General features: G+C 27.8%; 12 protein-coding genes and 1 tRNA gene. 11 read left to right on the plus strand and 2 right to left on the minus strand.

The genetic code is table 4. The features are described 5' to 3' along the window. Window positions 1-65: 65 nt before the first annotated feature. Window positions 66-533, minus strand: a complete 468-nt coding sequence (locus ACXYRK_RS01595) for a hypothetical protein (RefSeq protein WP_458617750.1) — start codon at window positions 531-533, stop codon at window positions 66-68. 616 nt (window positions 534-1,149) lie between these two features. Between ACXYRK_RS01595 and ACXYRK_RS01600 the strand changes: the two genes are divergently transcribed. The 9 genes from ACXYRK_RS01600 (at window position 1,150) to ACXYRK_RS01640 (ending at window position 16,597) form a co-directional block, all read left to right on the plus strand. After that, window positions 1,150-4,959 (plus strand): Ig-like domain-containing protein, encoded by a 3,810-nt coding sequence (locus ACXYRK_RS01600; protein WP_458617752.1) that lies wholly within the window; start codon window positions 1,150-1,152, stop codon window positions 4,957-4,959. 288 nt (window positions 4,960-5,247) lie between these two features. Next, window positions 5,248-9,156: an Ig-like domain-containing protein gene (locus ACXYRK_RS01605; protein ID WP_458617754.1), complete on the plus strand. Its 3,909-nt coding sequence runs from the start codon at window positions 5,248-5,250 to the stop codon at window positions 9,154-9,156. Window positions 9,157-9,216: 60 nt separating this feature from the next. After that, a complete protein-coding gene (locus tag ACXYRK_RS01610) occupies window positions 9,217-9,954 on the plus strand; it encodes a hypothetical protein (protein WP_458617756.1) in 738 nt (245 codons plus the stop codon). 179 nt (window positions 9,955-10,133) lie between these two features. After that, a complete protein-coding gene (locus ACXYRK_RS01615) occupies window positions 10,134-10,271 on the plus strand; it encodes a hypothetical protein (protein ID WP_435129896.1) in 138 nt (45 codons plus the stop codon). Window positions 10,272-10,315: 44 nt separating this feature from the next. Continuing rightward, the gene (locus ACXYRK_RS01620) at window positions 10,316-12,187 is read left to right on the plus strand and encodes a class III lanthionine synthetase LanKC N-terminal domain-containing protein (RefSeq protein WP_458617758.1); all 1,872 of its coding nucleotides are present in this window, start codon (window positions 10,316-10,318) and stop codon (window positions 12,185-12,187) included. Next, window positions 12,171-13,733, plus strand: a complete 1,563-nt coding sequence (locus ACXYRK_RS01625; RefSeq protein WP_458617760.1) for an ATP-binding cassette domain-containing protein — start codon at window positions 12,171-12,173, stop codon at window positions 13,731-13,733. Before ACXYRK_RS01620 ends, ACXYRK_RS01625 begins: the two co-directional genes overlap by 17 nt. Then, the gene (locus ACXYRK_RS01630; protein WP_458617762.1) at window positions 13,733-15,331 is read left to right on the plus strand and encodes an ATP-binding cassette domain-containing protein; all 1,599 of its coding nucleotides are present in this window, start codon (window positions 13,733-13,735) and stop codon (window positions 15,329-15,331) included. The genes ACXYRK_RS01625 and ACXYRK_RS01630 overlap by 1 nt, the downstream gene beginning before the upstream one ends. Window positions 15,332-15,484: 153 nt before the next feature. Then, window positions 15,485-15,706: a TM2 domain-containing protein gene (locus ACXYRK_RS01635; protein WP_458617764.1), complete on the plus strand. Its 222-nt coding sequence runs from the start codon at window positions 15,485-15,487 to the stop codon at window positions 15,704-15,706. Between the two features lie 579 nt (window positions 15,707-16,285). Continuing rightward, complete coding sequence (locus ACXYRK_RS01640; protein WP_458607379.1) at window positions 16,286-16,597, plus strand: thioredoxin family protein; 312 nt, start codon at window positions 16,286-16,288, stop codon at window positions 16,595-16,597. Window positions 16,598-16,609: 12 nt separating this feature from the next. On the opposite strand, the gene ACXYRK_RS01645 is transcribed toward ACXYRK_RS01640, so the two are convergent. Then, window positions 16,610-16,685: transfer RNA gene (locus ACXYRK_RS01645), tRNA-Thr, on the minus strand. Between the two features lie 319 nt (window positions 16,686-17,004). Between ACXYRK_RS01645 and ACXYRK_RS01650 the strand changes: the two genes are divergently transcribed. Then, entirely contained in the window at window positions 17,005-17,307 is a 303-nt protein-coding gene (locus tag ACXYRK_RS01650; protein ID WP_458617767.1) for a deoxynucleoside kinase, read from the plus strand. A 156-nt stretch (window positions 17,308-17,463) separates the two neighbouring features. Further along, a partial coding sequence (locus tag ACXYRK_RS01655; RefSeq protein ID WP_458617765.1) for a restriction endonuclease subunit S occupies window positions 17,464-18,184 on the plus strand: 721 nt, incomplete at its 3' end.

Genomic DNA, 18,184 nt, shown 5'->3' on the forward strand with positions numbered 1-18,184 from the left:
TTCAGTTGATTCTGCTTTTGTTAAAATATCGTTTATAAAAATATTAAAAAATTGGTGGCTTTGATTTATAAAGTTATAGGTATAGTAACTGCCAACTCTGATGTTTTTATCTTGAAAAGATAACTAAATATTTGCATAGTATGCTTAGCAGATTTATGATTGATATATTTATGGATTGAGTTTATATCTTTAACTTCAAAAATATAATAAGGTTTTGCATCTTTTAATACAACTACATCTGCAAAACCGGATGTATTGTGTCCAAGTTTTCAACTTTTTTCTAAATATATTTGTGATTTTTTATAACCTTTTTCTAACAGTGAAGCAACTAACATCAAAACGGATCAATTTTCATTTTTGCTTAAATCAAAAATCCTTTGGTGTCCAAAGTTTTTAAAGTTTTCTATACTTCATTTTTGATTATTCAAATCTATTTTAATAACGGCATTCTTAATTTTAATTGTTACAACACCATCTTCTTTTGAAAACAAAGGAAAAGTATTTAATAAAGTGTTTAAGTATATTACATCCATAAGTATCTTTCTAATTATATATGATTTTGATATAACGGTTTAAAAAGGTAAAAAAAGAGACTTATGTCTCTGAATTATTATGTGAAAGGAGGGTTATCTCAAGCAGTAAGACTTATTAGTCTTTCATTCTTGTCTTAAACAAGGTTCTTTAATATAATATCATAGTTTTTTAAAAAACCAAAGAAAAATATAATCTTGCTTTTAAATACCAAATATAAGATAAGAAAAAGAATTTGACCGTTTCTTTTAGTGAGTTGGTGCGGCCGAAAAAATGTAGCCTTAATCACAAATAAAATAGTTTACTAAACTACTAAGATTTAAATATTTTCGTTTCTTTATATTGAATATTATCTCTATTGTTCTTTAATAATAAATATAAGCAAATATAAATTTTATATATGTTAAACAACCTAATAATGAAAAGAAAATAAAAATTTCCAGTTTTATTCTCAAAAATAATATAAAAACAAAAAAAAAAAAAAAAAAACAATTCAAAAATTTAAATAAAATTAAAAGTGTTTTATTTGATTATTTTAAATATAAAACATATTTTCTAGTAAATAGTATATTTAGATGATTTGATAAATCATCTAACTTTATAATAAGAAAGGGAAAAATGAGAAAAAGAAATAAATTACTTACATCTCTTTTATTTATATCTGCTTCTACAACAGCGATAGCAGTAAGTTGTGGCAGTCAAACACCTGCTGCTAAACCGGAAACACCAGGAAAAGAAACACCACCAAGTGAGCAAACTAAACCAGGTAATCAAATCCCACCTGATGAAGGAAGCAAACCTAGCGATGGAACACCAAAACCAGGTGGTGAAACAACCAATCCTGGAGAAGAAACTAAACCAGGACAAGGAAATGGTTCACAAACACAAAATCCAGGTGGTTCTGGCGAAAGAGGTAATAAACCTAGTGATGGTTCAGGGACAGGTACTACAACACCAGAAGACGGAACAAAGTCTGGCTCAGGAAACCCAGATGGTTCAGGAACAAATCGAACACAGGAACCAGTTGTTCCTAAAAAAGAAGCTGCTAGTGTTGTAGCAATCGATGCAAACAATTTATACAGTCAAGTGAACAAAGAACTTTCATTACCATATACAGTGCAAGCATACTATAGTGATGGAACAACTAAGGAAGTTCCTGTTTCATGAGAAATATCAAAAATTAAAAAGGAAACTCCTGCTGTTTATCAAATTACTGGAACAGTTGCAGGTAAGCAATTTGTAAAAGAATATGAAGTATATAATGAAAGTGCTTTTCAGATAGAAAATCCTTATATTACAGTATATGAGAATGATAAAGTAACCTTACCTGAAACAGTTAAAGTCATCTCTAAATTTGGTACATTTAATGAACCTGTTGTATGAAATGAGCATTCATCAGTTTCAACAGCAAAAGGTACACAGCAAGATATCACAATCCAAGGACATCTAAAAGACTATACTAATAGACCCGTAACAGCATACTTAAAAGTTGTAGATAATAACTATACAACTAATACATCTACTAACATTGTAGATACTAATGCATCTGATGTCAATCATGCAACAGCGACTGTTAAACCTGCTAAAACTGGTTCTGGCGATGCTATTACCAATATAGTTGATGGAACTTGAAATAGTAGTGAAAATAGATTTACCAACTATGCAGGAGATCGTCAAGCAGATGCTAAGACAGGACAAATAACAATTGATTTAAAAACCAAACAAGATATTGCAGGTGTTAAGTTATTTATGTTTGCTGATTTTAATACAGGTAATAACGGACCAAAATACTTATATATTTCCACATCAGAAGATGGACAAACATTCCATCGGGTATTTAATCAAAGTAAAAGTGATAACTTCGCATTAAATACATCTGCTAATATACAAGATGCTAATAATAGCAACAACTATGTAATAACTTTTGAAAAAGTTAATGCACAATATATTCGTTTTGATTATGAAAACTATCCACGCGATGATACCCATAATTATGTTTTTGGTTTAAGAGAAGTGTTTGTATATGGTGCTACCAAAGCACAAGGACACAGAGAAAAGGATAGTAGTAACTCACTTGATTCTATTGTTGTTAAAGGACATGGTATAACAACAGATACATCCACATTATTTTCACCTGACAAACTTGATTATAACGGAACCAGTAGTCCTAGTGATAATTTCCCAACCAAAGTAGATTTTAACTTACCACAACCAAGTCGTGCAAGGGTGCAAACCTTTAGCATCCAAATTGATGCAAATACCAAAAAATGATATGCATTAGTTTGATCAGAAACAGGACAAGTTAAAACATATACTTATACTCATAGATTACTTACCAATACCAAAAAACTTACCACTGTTGCTTTCTCAGTTCCAGACATTACCATTGGACAAGCACAACCTGTTATATTTAATTTAATCGCAAATGATAACACTAAGATAGAGCCAAAAGACCTAGATAAAAATGGAATTGAATTTCACTTAGTAAATAATCAAAATCCAAATATATACTTTAGTTATCAAAGTGGTAATTTTATCGGTCGTCACTTTACTAATGCTCAACAAGTCGTGATGAAAGTAACATATCAAGGAATTTCATATACATCTGCACCTGTAAGTATCAATGTCTTAGAATCACCTACTTCTCCTTTCTCATTTAGAATGGATGAATTAGCAGTTGCTAAAACTCAAACCTTAGATGTTTTAAAAGGTGATAATATAACATTACCTAAATACATCGAAGCAATTTATCCAGGAGATAAATATGCTAGATATGTTGATGTAACATGAAATAATATTCCAACAACAGCAAATAATGTTGGATTCTTTACTTATAGTGGAACCGCAACATATCGAAACTTAACTAGAACTGTAACAGCAGCAGTAACTGTGCATAATATTAAAAGTGTTTCAGATATTCATATTTCAACTTTAAGTGGATATGCACCTGATTTACCTAATACTGTTACTGTATTTGATGATTTAGGTAGAGCATATACAAGGGCTGTTATATTCCCTACATTATCTGATGATGAACTTAATTCAACTGATGTTGTGATGAAAGAAGCAAGTGTTGCTGGAACAAACTTAAAAGCAAAATTATATGTTGCTAAGGTAGCTAGAAGTGCAAACACCACAGCTTCTGTTGTTTCTCAAAAATCAGCAACTACACAAGAACAAACTTCTGCATTATTCCCTGCTGCATTCGCATCATCTACTATGACTGCAAGTACATCACAAGATAGTAGTGCTGTCACATATTCTGTAGATTCATTAAACGATGGGAATGCTGCAACAAATACCACAACTCCTGTTTGAAGCAATAAATATACTGAAGCAGAAAGTACACCAAAAACACAAGTTGCTAGTTCAGGGGGTTCAGAATCTGGTTCTGATAAGTCCAATACAGAACATACAGCATCACAAACAGGAACTGGCGCTACAGATAATCAAGAAGGAAAAGGACAAGATGGACATTCAAGTGGTTTAACAGTAGCATCTGTTGCAAAAACAGAAGAATCTAAAACAGTAAAGCAAAGCGAAACACATACAGATACAATAAATACTGCTAATGATAACTATGTTGGAGTTGCTTTTGGGGATTCTACATCTAAGTCTGTTAAAGTAGATCGAGTTAAAGTGTGATTTGCAGCAGCTGATGATGCTAAGAAAGTAGATATTCCTACAACTGTTAGTGTCGAATATTTATCATCAGCAGTCACTGGATTAACCAATTCTACAAAAACTCAATTATCTAATCTAAATGATAGTTCATCAACTGCAACAAACTTAAAAACTGGTACCTGAACCCACATAACCTTGAAAAACCAAAGCACTACTATTAAGTCAAATGATTATACTGAGTTAATCTTTGCTAAACCAGTTGATGCATATGCAGTAAGAATTAAATTTAGCATCCCAACCAATAAAAATTCAGTGCAAATTAAAGAGTTTCAAGTTCTTGCTCCAAATACAAATGTTTCAAAACAAAGTAGTTTTGAAACAACTGTAAAATATGATCAAAATAACTATCCAGGATTTAATGAAAAAGCAGATATTACAACTTATACTTTAGGACCAGATCAAAGTTTGGATAAATTACATATTTCTGCTACAAATAATGCTAATATCTTTACAACCTTACAAGATGAAACTTTAACAGTTACTGTTTCATCAGAAGATGCAAGTAATTTTAAAACATATGTATTTAAAACTACATCTGCTGATGCACTAGCAGAACGAAGATCAAAAGTAGTTGATAAAGTTTGATACTTACTAAACAACTTTATTAGCAAAAACTACACCCTTACCAAAGGAAGTGCAGTATATGCACAAGCGTATAAGGTTTGAGGCATGACTAAAACAGCATCAGTTACTGATTTAGAAAAAGCTTGAAATGAATTAGAAACATTAATGAAACAAGATTAATTATTAATATTTACATCGCATTGTAAACAATGCGATGTTTTTGTATATTTTTGTTGATATATTATATCTATATTTACTGTTAAAAAGTAGGATAATGAAAAATAAAGAAAATTTTGCAGTTTTATCTTTTAAAATTACCTAAAAACAAAAAAAAAAAAAAAAAAAACAATTCAAAAATTTAAATAAAATAGAAAGTGTTTTATTTTTAAAAACATTGTTTTTATAATAAAACAAATTTACTAGAAAATAAAATTTTATAAATATTCAAATAATGTAAAAGGAATAATTATGAGGAAAAAGAATAAATTACTTACATCACTTTTATTTATATCTGCTTCTACCACAGCGATAGCAGCTAGTTGTGGAAGTCAAAGTTCAACTACTAAACCTAAAACACCTGAAGAAGGAAAAACACCAGGTGAACAACCCAAACCAGGAGATCAAACCCCGCCTGACGAAGGAAGCAAACCAGGTTCTGAGACACCAAAACCAGGCAATGGTGAAACAACCAATCCAGGTGAAGCAACTAACCCAGGACAAGGAAGTGGTTCACAAACACAAAATCCAGGTGGTTCTAACGAAAGCGGTGATAAACCAAGTGATGGTTCAGGGACAGGTTCACAAACTACACCACCAGAAAATGGTGGACAAAATTCAGGTAGTGGCCAAGGAAATGTTGAAACAAAACCTGGTAATGGTAGTGAAAACCAAACCACACCCCCTGGTAATGCTAATGAACAAAATCCTAGTGATACAGATGATTTAGATGAAGAACAAACTTCTAAACAACCTGCAAGTATTTTAGATATAGATGCAAATAATTTACATAGTGAAATAAATAAACAACTTGTTTTACCTTCTAAAGTCAATGCTCTTTATAGTGATGGAAGTAAAAAGGATGTTGATGTTACATGAGATAGTGCTAAGGTTGATAAAACCAGAGCCGCAGTCTACCAAATAACTGCGACAGTTGATGGTAAATCATTTGTAAAAGAATATGAAGTATATACCTTTGAAAATGCATATCAAGTTGAAAATCCTTATATTACAGTATATGAAAATGATTCAATTAGTTTGCCTGCAACAGTAAATGTGTTTTCTAAATATGATAGTAAACCAGAAGCTGTAACTTGAAATTCAACAACTAATGTTTCAACTGCAAACGGAACATCAAGTGATATTCAAATCAAAGGACATTTAAATGCTTATGCTGATAAAGAAGTTACTGCTTATTTAAAGGTTATTGATAGTAATTACACTACAGGAACACAAAATATTGTAGATACAACCTCATCTGATCCTAATCATGCAACTGCAACGGCTGTCCCAGCACAAACTGGTATAGAAAAAATAGTTGATGGAACTTGAAATAACAGAGATAATAATTTTAATAACTGAGTAGGTGATCGTCAAGCGAATGCTCAGACAGGTCAAATTACAATAGATTTAAAGACTGCGCAAGATATAGGTGGTGTTAAGTTATTTATGTTTGCTGATTATAATACTGGAACAAATGGGCCAAAAAGTCTATATATTTCAACTTCAGAAGATGGAGTTAATTTCCATCGGGTATTTAATCAATCAAAATATTCTGATTTTACATTAGTAAATTCATCTACTGTCGGAGTTACTAATGAAAATAATTCTAATAATTATAAGATTACTTTTGAAAAAGTACATGCTAGATATGTTCGTTTTGATTATGTTAATTATCCAAGAACCGATGTACCGACAAAATCATATGTATTTGGATTACTTGAAGTATTTGTTTATGGTGCCACAAAAACTACTGGACATCGAACAAAGGATGCCAGCGATTCATTAGAATCGATAGTTGTAAAAGGTAATAGAGTTACATCTGATACATCAACATCGTTTGCTGCTGATAAATTAGATTATCAAGGAAGTAGTAGTTTTACAGATGGATTCCCAACAGAAGTTGATTTTAACCTACCAAATCCATCAAGAGCTAGAATGCAAACTTTTAGCATTCAAATCGATAAGTTTACTAAAAAATATTATGCTTTTGTATGATCGGAAACTGGAGTTACAAAAACATATATATATACTCATAAATTAATTAATAAATTAAAAACAGTAGCATTTTCAGTTCCAGATATTACCATTGGACAAGCACAAGCAGTTGATGTTTCATTAGTTTTAGAAGACGGAAGTAAAATAACACCTGAGTGATTAGATAAGGATGGATTTAAATTTGAATTAGTTAATTCAAATTTACCTAATATTTTCTTTGATTATCAGGATGGGCACTTTATCGGTAGACACTTTACCATTAGTCAACCTGTGGTATTAAAAGTAAAATACCAAGGAGTTGATTATACATCTGCACCAGTAAATATTAATGTTAATGAAACACCTGGTTCAAATGCTTTTTATATGGATAATTTATCCGTTGCTAAGACACAGACTATTGATGTTTTAAAAGGTGATAATATAACATTACCTAAATACATCGAAGCAATTTATCCAGGTGATAAATATCCTAGATGAATTGATGTAACATGAGATAATGTTCCAGAAAAAGCAGATAAAGTAGGTTTTTATACATATAAAGGAACTGCATCATATCGTGGATTTACTCGTGATGTAACTGCTGCTGTTTCCGTACATGATTTGGTCAAAGTTGCAGATACACATATTGCAACATTATCTGGATATGCTCCTACCTTACCTACATCAGTTACTGTTTATGATGATTTAGGTAATTCATATACTAAATCTGTTACATTTGAAAATTTAACAGATGATGAATTAAATTCTGATCATATTGTTGAAAAAACAGCAACAGTTACAGGAATAAATTTAACAGCAAAATTATTTGTACGTAAAGTTCCGAGAACTGCTACCACAAAAACAACTGTTGTTTCACAAAAAACATCAGGAAGTTCCGACTTATTCCCTGCTGCATTTGCTTCATCTACTATGAGTGCAAGTACATCAAGTGACAATTCTACTACTGTAACATATAATGTAGATTCATTAAATGATGGAACTGCTGATGCATCAACAACAACTCCTATTTGAAGCAATAATCATAATGTAACTGCACAAAATAAAAATCAAGAAGAAAGTAAAAATACACAAGAAAATTCAGGAGCAACAGGAGAAGGTGATTCTGCTTCACCGGTGAAACCTAATGAAGGACAAACAACTGAAGAGTCTTTGAAAAGTGAAACACAGAAAGCTTCACCAGATAGTAGTGCTGAAGGTTCATCAGTTTCAGAACCTAAGACTCAATCAATGGAAGTATCAACTGTTGCAGAACCACAAGATGGAGAAACTGTAAAACAAACACAAGATACACCAGCAAAAGTAAATGAAAATTATGTTGGTATAGCTTTTGGTTCAACCACATCAGCATCAGTTAAAATAGATCGAGTTAAAGTGTGATTTGCAGCAGCTGATGATGCTAAGAAAGTAGGTATTCCTACAACTGTTAGTGTCGAATATTTATCATCAGCAGTCACAGGATTAACCGATTCTACAAAAACTCAATTATCTAATCTGAATGATAATTCATCAACTGCAACAAACTTAAAAACTGGTACCTGAACCCACATCACCTTACAAAACCAAAACCCTACTATTAAACCAAATGATTATACTGAGTTAATCTTTGCTAAACCAGTTGATGCATATGCAGTAAGAATAAAATTTACTTTACCGAACGGATCAGATGCAGTAGTTATTAAAGAACTGCAAGCGTTATCACCTGATACAGATGTAACAAAAGAAAGCACCTTTACATTAAATGTAAAATATGCAAACAATAATTATCCAAGATTTAATGAACATCAAGAAATTACTGATTATACATTAGGTGTTGATCAAAGTCTTAACTTATTAACATTTTCTGCAACAAATAACGCTAATATTTTTACATCTTATCAAGATGAAACCTTGACAGTTGTTGTAACATCAGAAGATGGAAGTATGTCAAAAACTTATAAGTTTAACACTAACACAGCAGATGCTTTGATCAAACAACGCAGTGATATTAGTAAAAAAGTCAGAAGATTGCTAAGAAAATTTGCTGATCGTGAATATACTTTAACTAAAGGAACTGAAATTTATGCAAAGGCATATAAAGTATATGGAATGAGCAAAACAGCAAAACTTACTGAATTACAAAAAGCCTGAGATGATTTACAAAAATTAATGAATTCAAATAAGTAGTAAATGCTACTTTTTTGAATCAAATTTATATGGTTTGTGTAGATTTGATAAAATTGTTTTATGGAAATTTTATTATTGGTAATTACAGAACCTTTTAAATATTTATGAGGGTTTCTGCAAAACCTTTTTGATATACAAAGTTGAAAAGGCTCAACAGAAAAAATTGAATCAATAGAAATTTTTGTTTATTTACCAATAATAAATATTGTTTTCTTAGTTATTAGCATACTTAATGCGTTAAGAATCATCCTGAATCCTACAATATGGTTATTTTCATATAAGGTGAGTTTACTGACTTTAATTGCTATCTATATCGCAGCTGAGACAGCATTTATAGTTATTTATATTATATATTTAGGAAATAACATCGAAGAAAATGGATGGTTATGAATTTTATTTTCTTGCATACTGATGGTATTTTTCTTAATTGTCAGCATTTGATCATTATATGATTTTTATTGGTTTGTAATTGATGTAATAAAAAACTTTTCTGTATGATTTGCGTTTATTACAGGTTTTGTACAATTTTTAATTGAATTATTGTATACTTTAATGATTGCATCAGCGTTCTTTATGTTTGCATCTCATATTTTAATGGCTGCATCAATGTTTGAAAATCATAAGTTCTATGGACCTTGAAAACCGATACAAAGTTTATCAATGTTTTCTATAATGATTATTCCGATAATAGCAATTGTTTCATTTATTTTGCTTGTTGTGCTTATTGTGCTTTCAATCATTTTATTTTTTACATTATTATACTGAGGTTTAAAACTACTAGCAAACATTGCTAAATAAATTTCAAAATGTATTTAACTATAAAGATAGTATGTGATATAATACATCTGAGTTATATGAAAATTTGAATTAAAACTATAAGTTTTATTGTAATACTTTTGTATTAAATTTCATTACAATATTTAAAACCTTAATATTGTAATTTTATATAACTTATAAAATGAAAGGGGATTAAAAAAATGGAACTCTTTAACTTTGATTTAGTACAGCCACATACTATGGAAAAGATTTTACTTGCTGAATCTTCATCTGAAGTTGCTACATTAGAATCAAAAAGAATTATTACAATCATCTGTCCAATATTTCCTAGATGATAAATTTATCATATTGATTTATAAAATAAGGAGTCAAAATTAGAAGTTTGATTAAAATAAAAAGACTTTATAGTAAATTTGATAACAACTGAGATATTTATAATGATGAAACTTTTGCATATTATAAATATCTTAAAGCAAAACTACCTGATAAAGGTTGAAAAATACATATTTCGACTGATATAAAATCTTATAATGATATTCTGCATCGAGTAGTTACATTTTGTAAAATTCATAACATAAGTTTTAAATATATCCAAAATTACAAGGTTTTATATCAGAGTTTATTTGAAAAACAATTAAACAATTTGACTGGTAAATTTATTACTATCTATCCTACAAGTGCAAAAGAAGCAAAAGAAATAATTATTAATCTATATCCAATTTTAAAAGAATTTAAAGCACCTTTAACATATTCAGATAAGCAATATAAAAAGAGTATTATTCATTATCGATATGGCAGCATTAGTAAAAAAGATGAAAATGAATATAAAAAAATTGTAAAAATGTATAAACCTGCTGATATCAAAGATTTATTTTACAGTAAACCAATTTCTAAAATAATTAATGGTTATAACTTAATAGGTTTAATAACATTTGATTCCTTTTCTAATATATGATTAGCAACAAAGGATAACCAAAAATATGTGATAAAAGAAAGTAAAAAATACTTTTTAAACGGTGAAAACCTTAAAGCAAGAGAGCATGAGTCAATAATTGCATCTATATCTGAAATACCAAATTTTCCAGTATATATTGAGAAATTCTGAAATTCGCAAAGTATTTTTTATGTATATAAATATTGCGAAGGAAAACAACTAGATCTATATAAATATGATTATAATTTACTTTATGATGTTAGTGAAGCAAAACAAAATAAAGTTATTGATTTAATTGATTCATTTAGATATTTCTTTAATACATTAAAAAACAGTCCAGTTGTTTTAAACGATGTGAAAATGGATAATTTTCTTTATAATGAAGATAAAAAGATGCTCTATTTTGTTGATTTAGAACATTCACAAAATCATAAAAGTTCATCACCAATGAATGTTAAAAATCCTTATTGTATTACTAATAATTTAACACACTCTACAGATAAAATGAAGATTTTCTATATGTTATTAGATTTTCTATTTGATTATAAAAAAGATTCTTCCTTAGATCCATCAGATTATTTATCACTCATTTTTTATTTGAACAACTCGTATGAACTCTTAAACATTGCAATTTTTTTATTTAAAGTATTTAATAGAAAACTAACTATTAAACATTTTGATTCGTTGTATAACCTTGAAATAATAAATGAAATCTTTGGCAATAAAAATGATTTATTACCAGCGATTTCAAGTATAACTGATATATTTAATTACCTAAATTTAAGATTAATTTATAGCAATTTTGCTTTCCAAAGTATTTTACAAGTTCTTATTGATATAAAAACAAGTTATGAAGCAAAATTAGTCCTTGAAAAATGATATAAATCTATAAAAGAAAAGTTAGATTATAATCTGTTTTATGATACAGGAAATTATCATTCACCATATTTAATAAACGGAAGTGCAGGTATTTTATATATTTTGCTTTTTGCTAAATATAAGTTTAATATCCATGACTTTGATGAAGAAATTATGTTAATTTCTAATAAGTTATTCAAATCATTTACAAGAAAAATAAGTTTAGCAAACGGTTATGCAGGTATTTTATTAGTGCATTATCTTTATGTTGAATTATATAACATTAATAATGATAAAATCAATAAGCATATAGCATTTATAAACATTTGTTTAAGGGATCAAAAGATCATTGATTATGACAAAAGAGAAATAGATGCAAGTTTTTGAAATGGGTATCAAGGATTGCATCTGCTTTATAAAGTCTTTAAATATAGAAAGGAGAAAGTTGAAAAGACTATTTAATAATAAACCTTTGTTGTTTTATATCTTTATTTTTAGTATTATTTCAGTTGCTGCATCATCGATAGTTGTTTATTTTATTGCTTCAATGATTGATAGTGTCAAAAGTGGTGATAAAGCATTATTTCAAACAAATTTAATAGTTGTTATATCTTTAACTGTTATATTCTTAGTTGCCACATTGATGCAACTACTTCTGAAGAATAAATTAAAACAATATGTTAGCACATTGTTAACTAAAGGAGCAGTTTCGAAAATTTCTACTTTGTCATCGCGTGAAGTCACTGAAAACAAAGAAGGTAGATACCTAGTTTGAATAAACAAACGTGTACCCGAGCTACAAGAATTTTTATTTACAAGCCTTTTTGATACAGTAATAGGTGTCTTTGTGCAAGTTGCAACATTGATTGTTATGTTTGTGATAAGTTGAAAATTTGCTTTAATCGGACTTGCAATATTGTTAATTTCATTTATTTTTCCCTTCTTTTTATCAACAATTGCTGGGAGAATGCATAAGAAATTTATGTTTTCAATGGAATCTCATGTTGCAACATTACAAAACATCTTTAATGGATTTAAGTTCTTATGATATTTAAATAAACCTGAAAAATTATTTGATTTTATCGATGTGACATTAAAAAAATGATTAAAAGATTTGGATAAAACACAAAGTACCGTTATTAAATTAGAAGTAATTAACAGCGGTTTTCAATATATCTCATATATATTAATGATGTTTATTATTGGTTACTTTATTTTCTATCAACATGAACCACTTGGTGCAATATTCGCAGTTCCCGGCTACTTTTACACCCTTTCAATTCAACTGCGTTATACAATTTATGTAAATCAAAATTACATTGCTTATAAAAGTTATTTAAAGGATTTTAGTAGTGAATTTGTTGCTTCAAACAAAGATAATGCAATGATAAATGTAGAAAAAATTCAAATAACTAATTTGAATTTTGCTTATGAAGAAAATGTAATTTTTAAAGACTTTAATTTTACCTTTTATAAAGGTAAAAAGTATGCAATAGTAGGTAAATCTGGATCTGGTAAGTCTACATTATTGAATTTAATTTTAAAGCAACTTCATGGATACAATGGAAGCATTAAAGTAAACGATCAAGAAATCAAAGATATAGATGTAAGTGTATGAAATAATTCATTTACATATTTAAATAGCAAAGAGAATGTATTTTATGATAGCATATATAATAATGTCACTTTATGAAGAGAAAATATGCAAGATCAAGTTAAATTAGCTCTAAAACATGCTAATTTAACCGAATTTAACCTAGATTATGTTATAGAAAGTGACACAGCCTTATCTACAGGACAAAAACAAAGATTAAATTTTGCTCGTCATTTCTATCGAAACAAAAATCTTTTAATTTTAGATGAAGCAGCATCAAATCTTGACAAAGAAAATACAAAGCATTTATTTCATAAATTAATGCAAAATCCAGATTTATTATTAATTAACTGTACACATCATCTTGATGATGCTAGTTTATATGATGCAGTAATTAATTTAGAGGTAGCATAATGAGAAATGTTATAGCAAAAATAAAAACACCATTTTTGTTTTTTGTTTTGGTTGCTATCATAGTTAATAGTTTTCAATTTGTTTTATCTATCTTAGAAGGTTATGCAGTTAATGCTGTTATCAGGCAATACACATTTGTTAAAAATGATGCATTTTTAAGTTTTGGCATTTTATTAATTGTAATTGTTGCTGCATATATTATGTCATCGATAAGCACTTATTTTTATTATATGCTTTCAAATAAATTTGGTATATATACAGCAAAATCAGTTTCTAGAATCTTTTACAACCAATTATTTCAAGCGGATTCGAAAACAAAATCAAATTATTCATCGCAACAAGCCTTTGAACAAGTTTTTAATAATGCAAATGCAATCGCATATAATTCACTGCTTCCACTTGTAAACTTTTTATCTACTGCGATAAATTTAGCTGTAATATTGATTTTCTTTGGATTATCCAACATCATCGCATTTGCTTTTGTAATAGGAATTTTACTTTTATCAGCATTACCTAACATTATCTTTTATAAAAAAATTAGTTGATATGTTGAACAAAATCAACTTGTATTAAATGAATTAACATCAAAATTGACTTACTACTTAGAAAGATATTCATTATTATATTTTTCGAATAATCAAGAACTCTTATATAAGTTTATTGAAAAAGAAGTAAAAGAATATTATCGAAAAGTTTATCATTTTGATAATATTAATGTTTGAAATAACAATTTATCAAATGCTATTACTGAAATAGGTGTGATTGTAGGTTTAATTGTGTTAGGATTTTTATATATAAAAAATCCATTATCAATTTCGATTGGTTTAATATATACCTTTAAAAAAGGAATGGATGATAGTAAAGACAACTTTTCAAAAATGGTTGATGGAATAAAATATGTATTGGCTTCAAAAGTTTTATATAAAATGCTAGACCTTAACTTTGATAAAGATCGTGGAAATGTAAAAATGCAACCTGTTGAAAGCATACAAGTTAAGAATTTAACTTTTGGATATGAAAATAAGCTTTTATTTAATAATTTCAATTATACCTTTAAAAAAGGCAAAAAATATGCTATTATTGGGCCATCTGGTTGTGGAAAATCTACTTTATTAAATTTACTTATTAATAATATCAATGATTATCAAGGACAAATATTAGTTAATAATGCTGATGTAAAAACTTATACTGATGCATCGATTAAAGATAATTTAAGTTATTTGAATGCAGAAAACTTTGTTTTTGATGTTAATCCATTTAATAATGTTTCGTTACTTGAAAATAACGAAGAAAAGGTTCTAAAAGCACTTAAACAAGCATATATGGATGAAGAAGTAATACAGAAGTTTAAGGATAAAGATTTTGATTCATATAATAATTTATCATTAGGACAAAAACAAAGATTAACTCTTGCAAGAAGTTTTTATCAAGAAAAGGATGTGATGCTATTAGATGAAACATTATCTAATTTAAATAAAGATTTATCAGATAAGATTTTAAATACTTTATTAGAATCATCAAAAACAATTTTGCTAGTTTCACATCATTTAAATACAGAGCAATTGGAAAAATTTGATGAAGTTATAAAGTTAGGTTAATAAATTAATTTCGGTTCATGTGAACCGAATTTTATTTACTTTTCATATATTTTCCATATTTAGCTTCTTAAATATAGCAGATTTTGACCAATCTGTTTTTTTTTTTTTTTTTTTTTGTTTAAAATTAAAAAAAACACAAAAAAGAAAGGAAAAATGACAATACAGTCTCCAAAAAGCAATTTAGTTGCATTAATCCTATGTATTTTTCTTGGTGTCATAGGAGTACATCGTTTCTATGTAGGTAAAGCAGGAACAGGAGTTTTATTTTTCTTAACTCTTGGTGCAGGTTTTGTATGATGAATAATAGATATCATCATGATAATTACAGAAAGTTTTACTGATAAATCTGGTGCTTTCTTAAAATGAAGCAAATAAATAAAACCAGTCCATTAATATGGACTGATTTTTTATAAAACAAAATAACAATAATAAATTTTACGAATAATTGAAAACGAGAAATAAAAAATTGAATAATATAAAAATCTTTACAAAGGAGGTAAAAAAATGATATTTTGGATCCAAGCAAGTCGAAAGACGAAAGATATGCGATTATAAAAAGGGTCAAAAATCAATAAGGATATCGCAAATATTAAGAAAGGAGCGATAATATTATGAATATAAACTTCAAGGATATCTATACATTAAACAAACAATGGTTGAAAACGAGTGAACTAAATTATTAATTTTTGCTTGCATCCATAATAATTATTTCACATTTTGTTATAATAATTAGAATTTGATATTTTTAAGCAAGTTTTTATTTATATTTTGTGAAAAAATATCATAATTTTTATTTTGGATAATATGATATGTATAGATAAAGATTGTGTAAAGTTCTTAAAAATAAATTTAATTTTATAAAAAGTTAATTTTTAGCTAAAAAAATACGAAAAAATTAACTTTTTATAAAATTAGTATATAATAAATATATAAATTAGAAAGGAAACAAAAAATATGTTAAGAGAATCAAACAAAGAAGAAGTTTTATCAGAACTTCAAAAACCAGGAGACAGATTAGTAGTTTTCTATGCCGACTGATGTGGGCCATGTAGAATGTATAAGGGTTCTTTACAAGAGTTAGCAGATAAAGACAATTTTGAAGTTTTAAGAGTTAATATTGATACTCATAGAGCTTTTGCTAAGGAATCAGGAACTGAATCTATACCTTATTCAAAATTATACAGAAACGGAAAACTTGTAAAAGAATTTACTGGTTTTAAACCATATGATGTATTAAAAAATGATATTCAAGAATATTTAAAATAAAGGTATAAAAAATGGTGCCGACAACTGGACTTGAACCAGCGACCCCGTCCTTACCATGGACGTGCTCTGCCTGCTGAGCTATGACGGCAACTTCTGATATTATACCATTTTTAGATATAAAATAAAAGATTAATTTTGGACTTTTATGTCTGTATATTATCTTTTTTACAACTTTTAAAACAGTTAAGAAATGAAATAAATTCTTAACTGTTTTTTGTTAAAGATTTGGTTAATATGACTCAGAAGTAAAATAAATTTCTTGCATCTTTGATTTTGAAACGAATTTTCATTTCTCATAAAGTTTTTTGAGCATTGCATCTATGAATATATCTTTATTTATATCAACTTACTGGTAAAGAAACGATGAGAGTTTAAAAAATCATAATCATAAATGACACCACATCTTCTTAGATCGCTTTAATGTTGAACATCATATTTTTGCAACCGTTACACTTGAGCAAAAACCAACAAAGTATCTAAATGCATTTAATGCTTTGTTCGATTATATTATAGATTTAAAAGATAACCCTGATTTAGCAATTTTTTTAGATGCTGATTTTGATGTAATTAAAAATCGCATCCTAAAAAGAGGTAGAGATGTTGAAATTGAAAACTTCGATTTGAATATAGATTATTTTAAAAGATTACATCAGTTATATCGTCCTTTGTTTGAGAAATTGGTGAAAAATATAATATTCCTTATAAAATAATTAACACAAATGATTTAGATGACCATCAAGTGTTAAAAGAAGCAACAAAAATTATAGATCGATTTGTTTACGAAAAATAGATATCAGATGATATCTAATTTTTGTCTATTTAAAAATTGATATTTTTAAATATAATTATAAAAAGAAAGGATAGAAATGGACAAAAAAGTACCTAGTTTGAGGTTTAATGGATTTGAAGATGAGTGAGAACAACAACTTTTTAAAGATATTTATGTTTTAGGTAAATCTGGTGGGACTCCTTTAACAACAAATAAAAAATATTATTCAGGAAATATACCTTTTTTAACTATTAAAGATATAACAAATTCAGAAAAACTTATAAAAAATACAGAAAAAAGAATTTCTGAAGAAGGTTTAAATAACTCTAACGCTTGATTGGTTCCAAGAAATTCATTAAATATGTCTATTTATGCTTCTATAGGAAAAATAGCGATTAATAAAGAAAATTTAGCAACAAGTCAAGCTATTTTTAGTTTTATTTTAAAAAATAATAAATTGCTTGATTTTTATTTCTATAATTTATTTTTTAAAAATTTTAAAAGACACTGAAATAAAGTATTATCAACAGGAACTCAACCTAATTTAAGTAGCGAGATGGTTAATAAAGCAAAAATTTGAAAATCATCAAATGAAAGAGAAAATATTTTAATAGGAAGCATATTTTCTTCTTTAGATTCTCTCCTTTTGCTTCATCAGCAAAAATATGACTTTTTAATGAACATTAAGTCAACTTTGCTATCTAAAATGTTTCCTAATCAAAACTCAAAATTTCCTAATATTCGTTTCTCTGGATTTACTCACGCTTGAGAACAGGATCTTTTGGGAGAGTTAGGAAAATTTTATAGTGGTTTGAGTG

The sequence above is a fragment of the Mycoplasma sp. AC1221 genome (assembly GCF_054353815.1).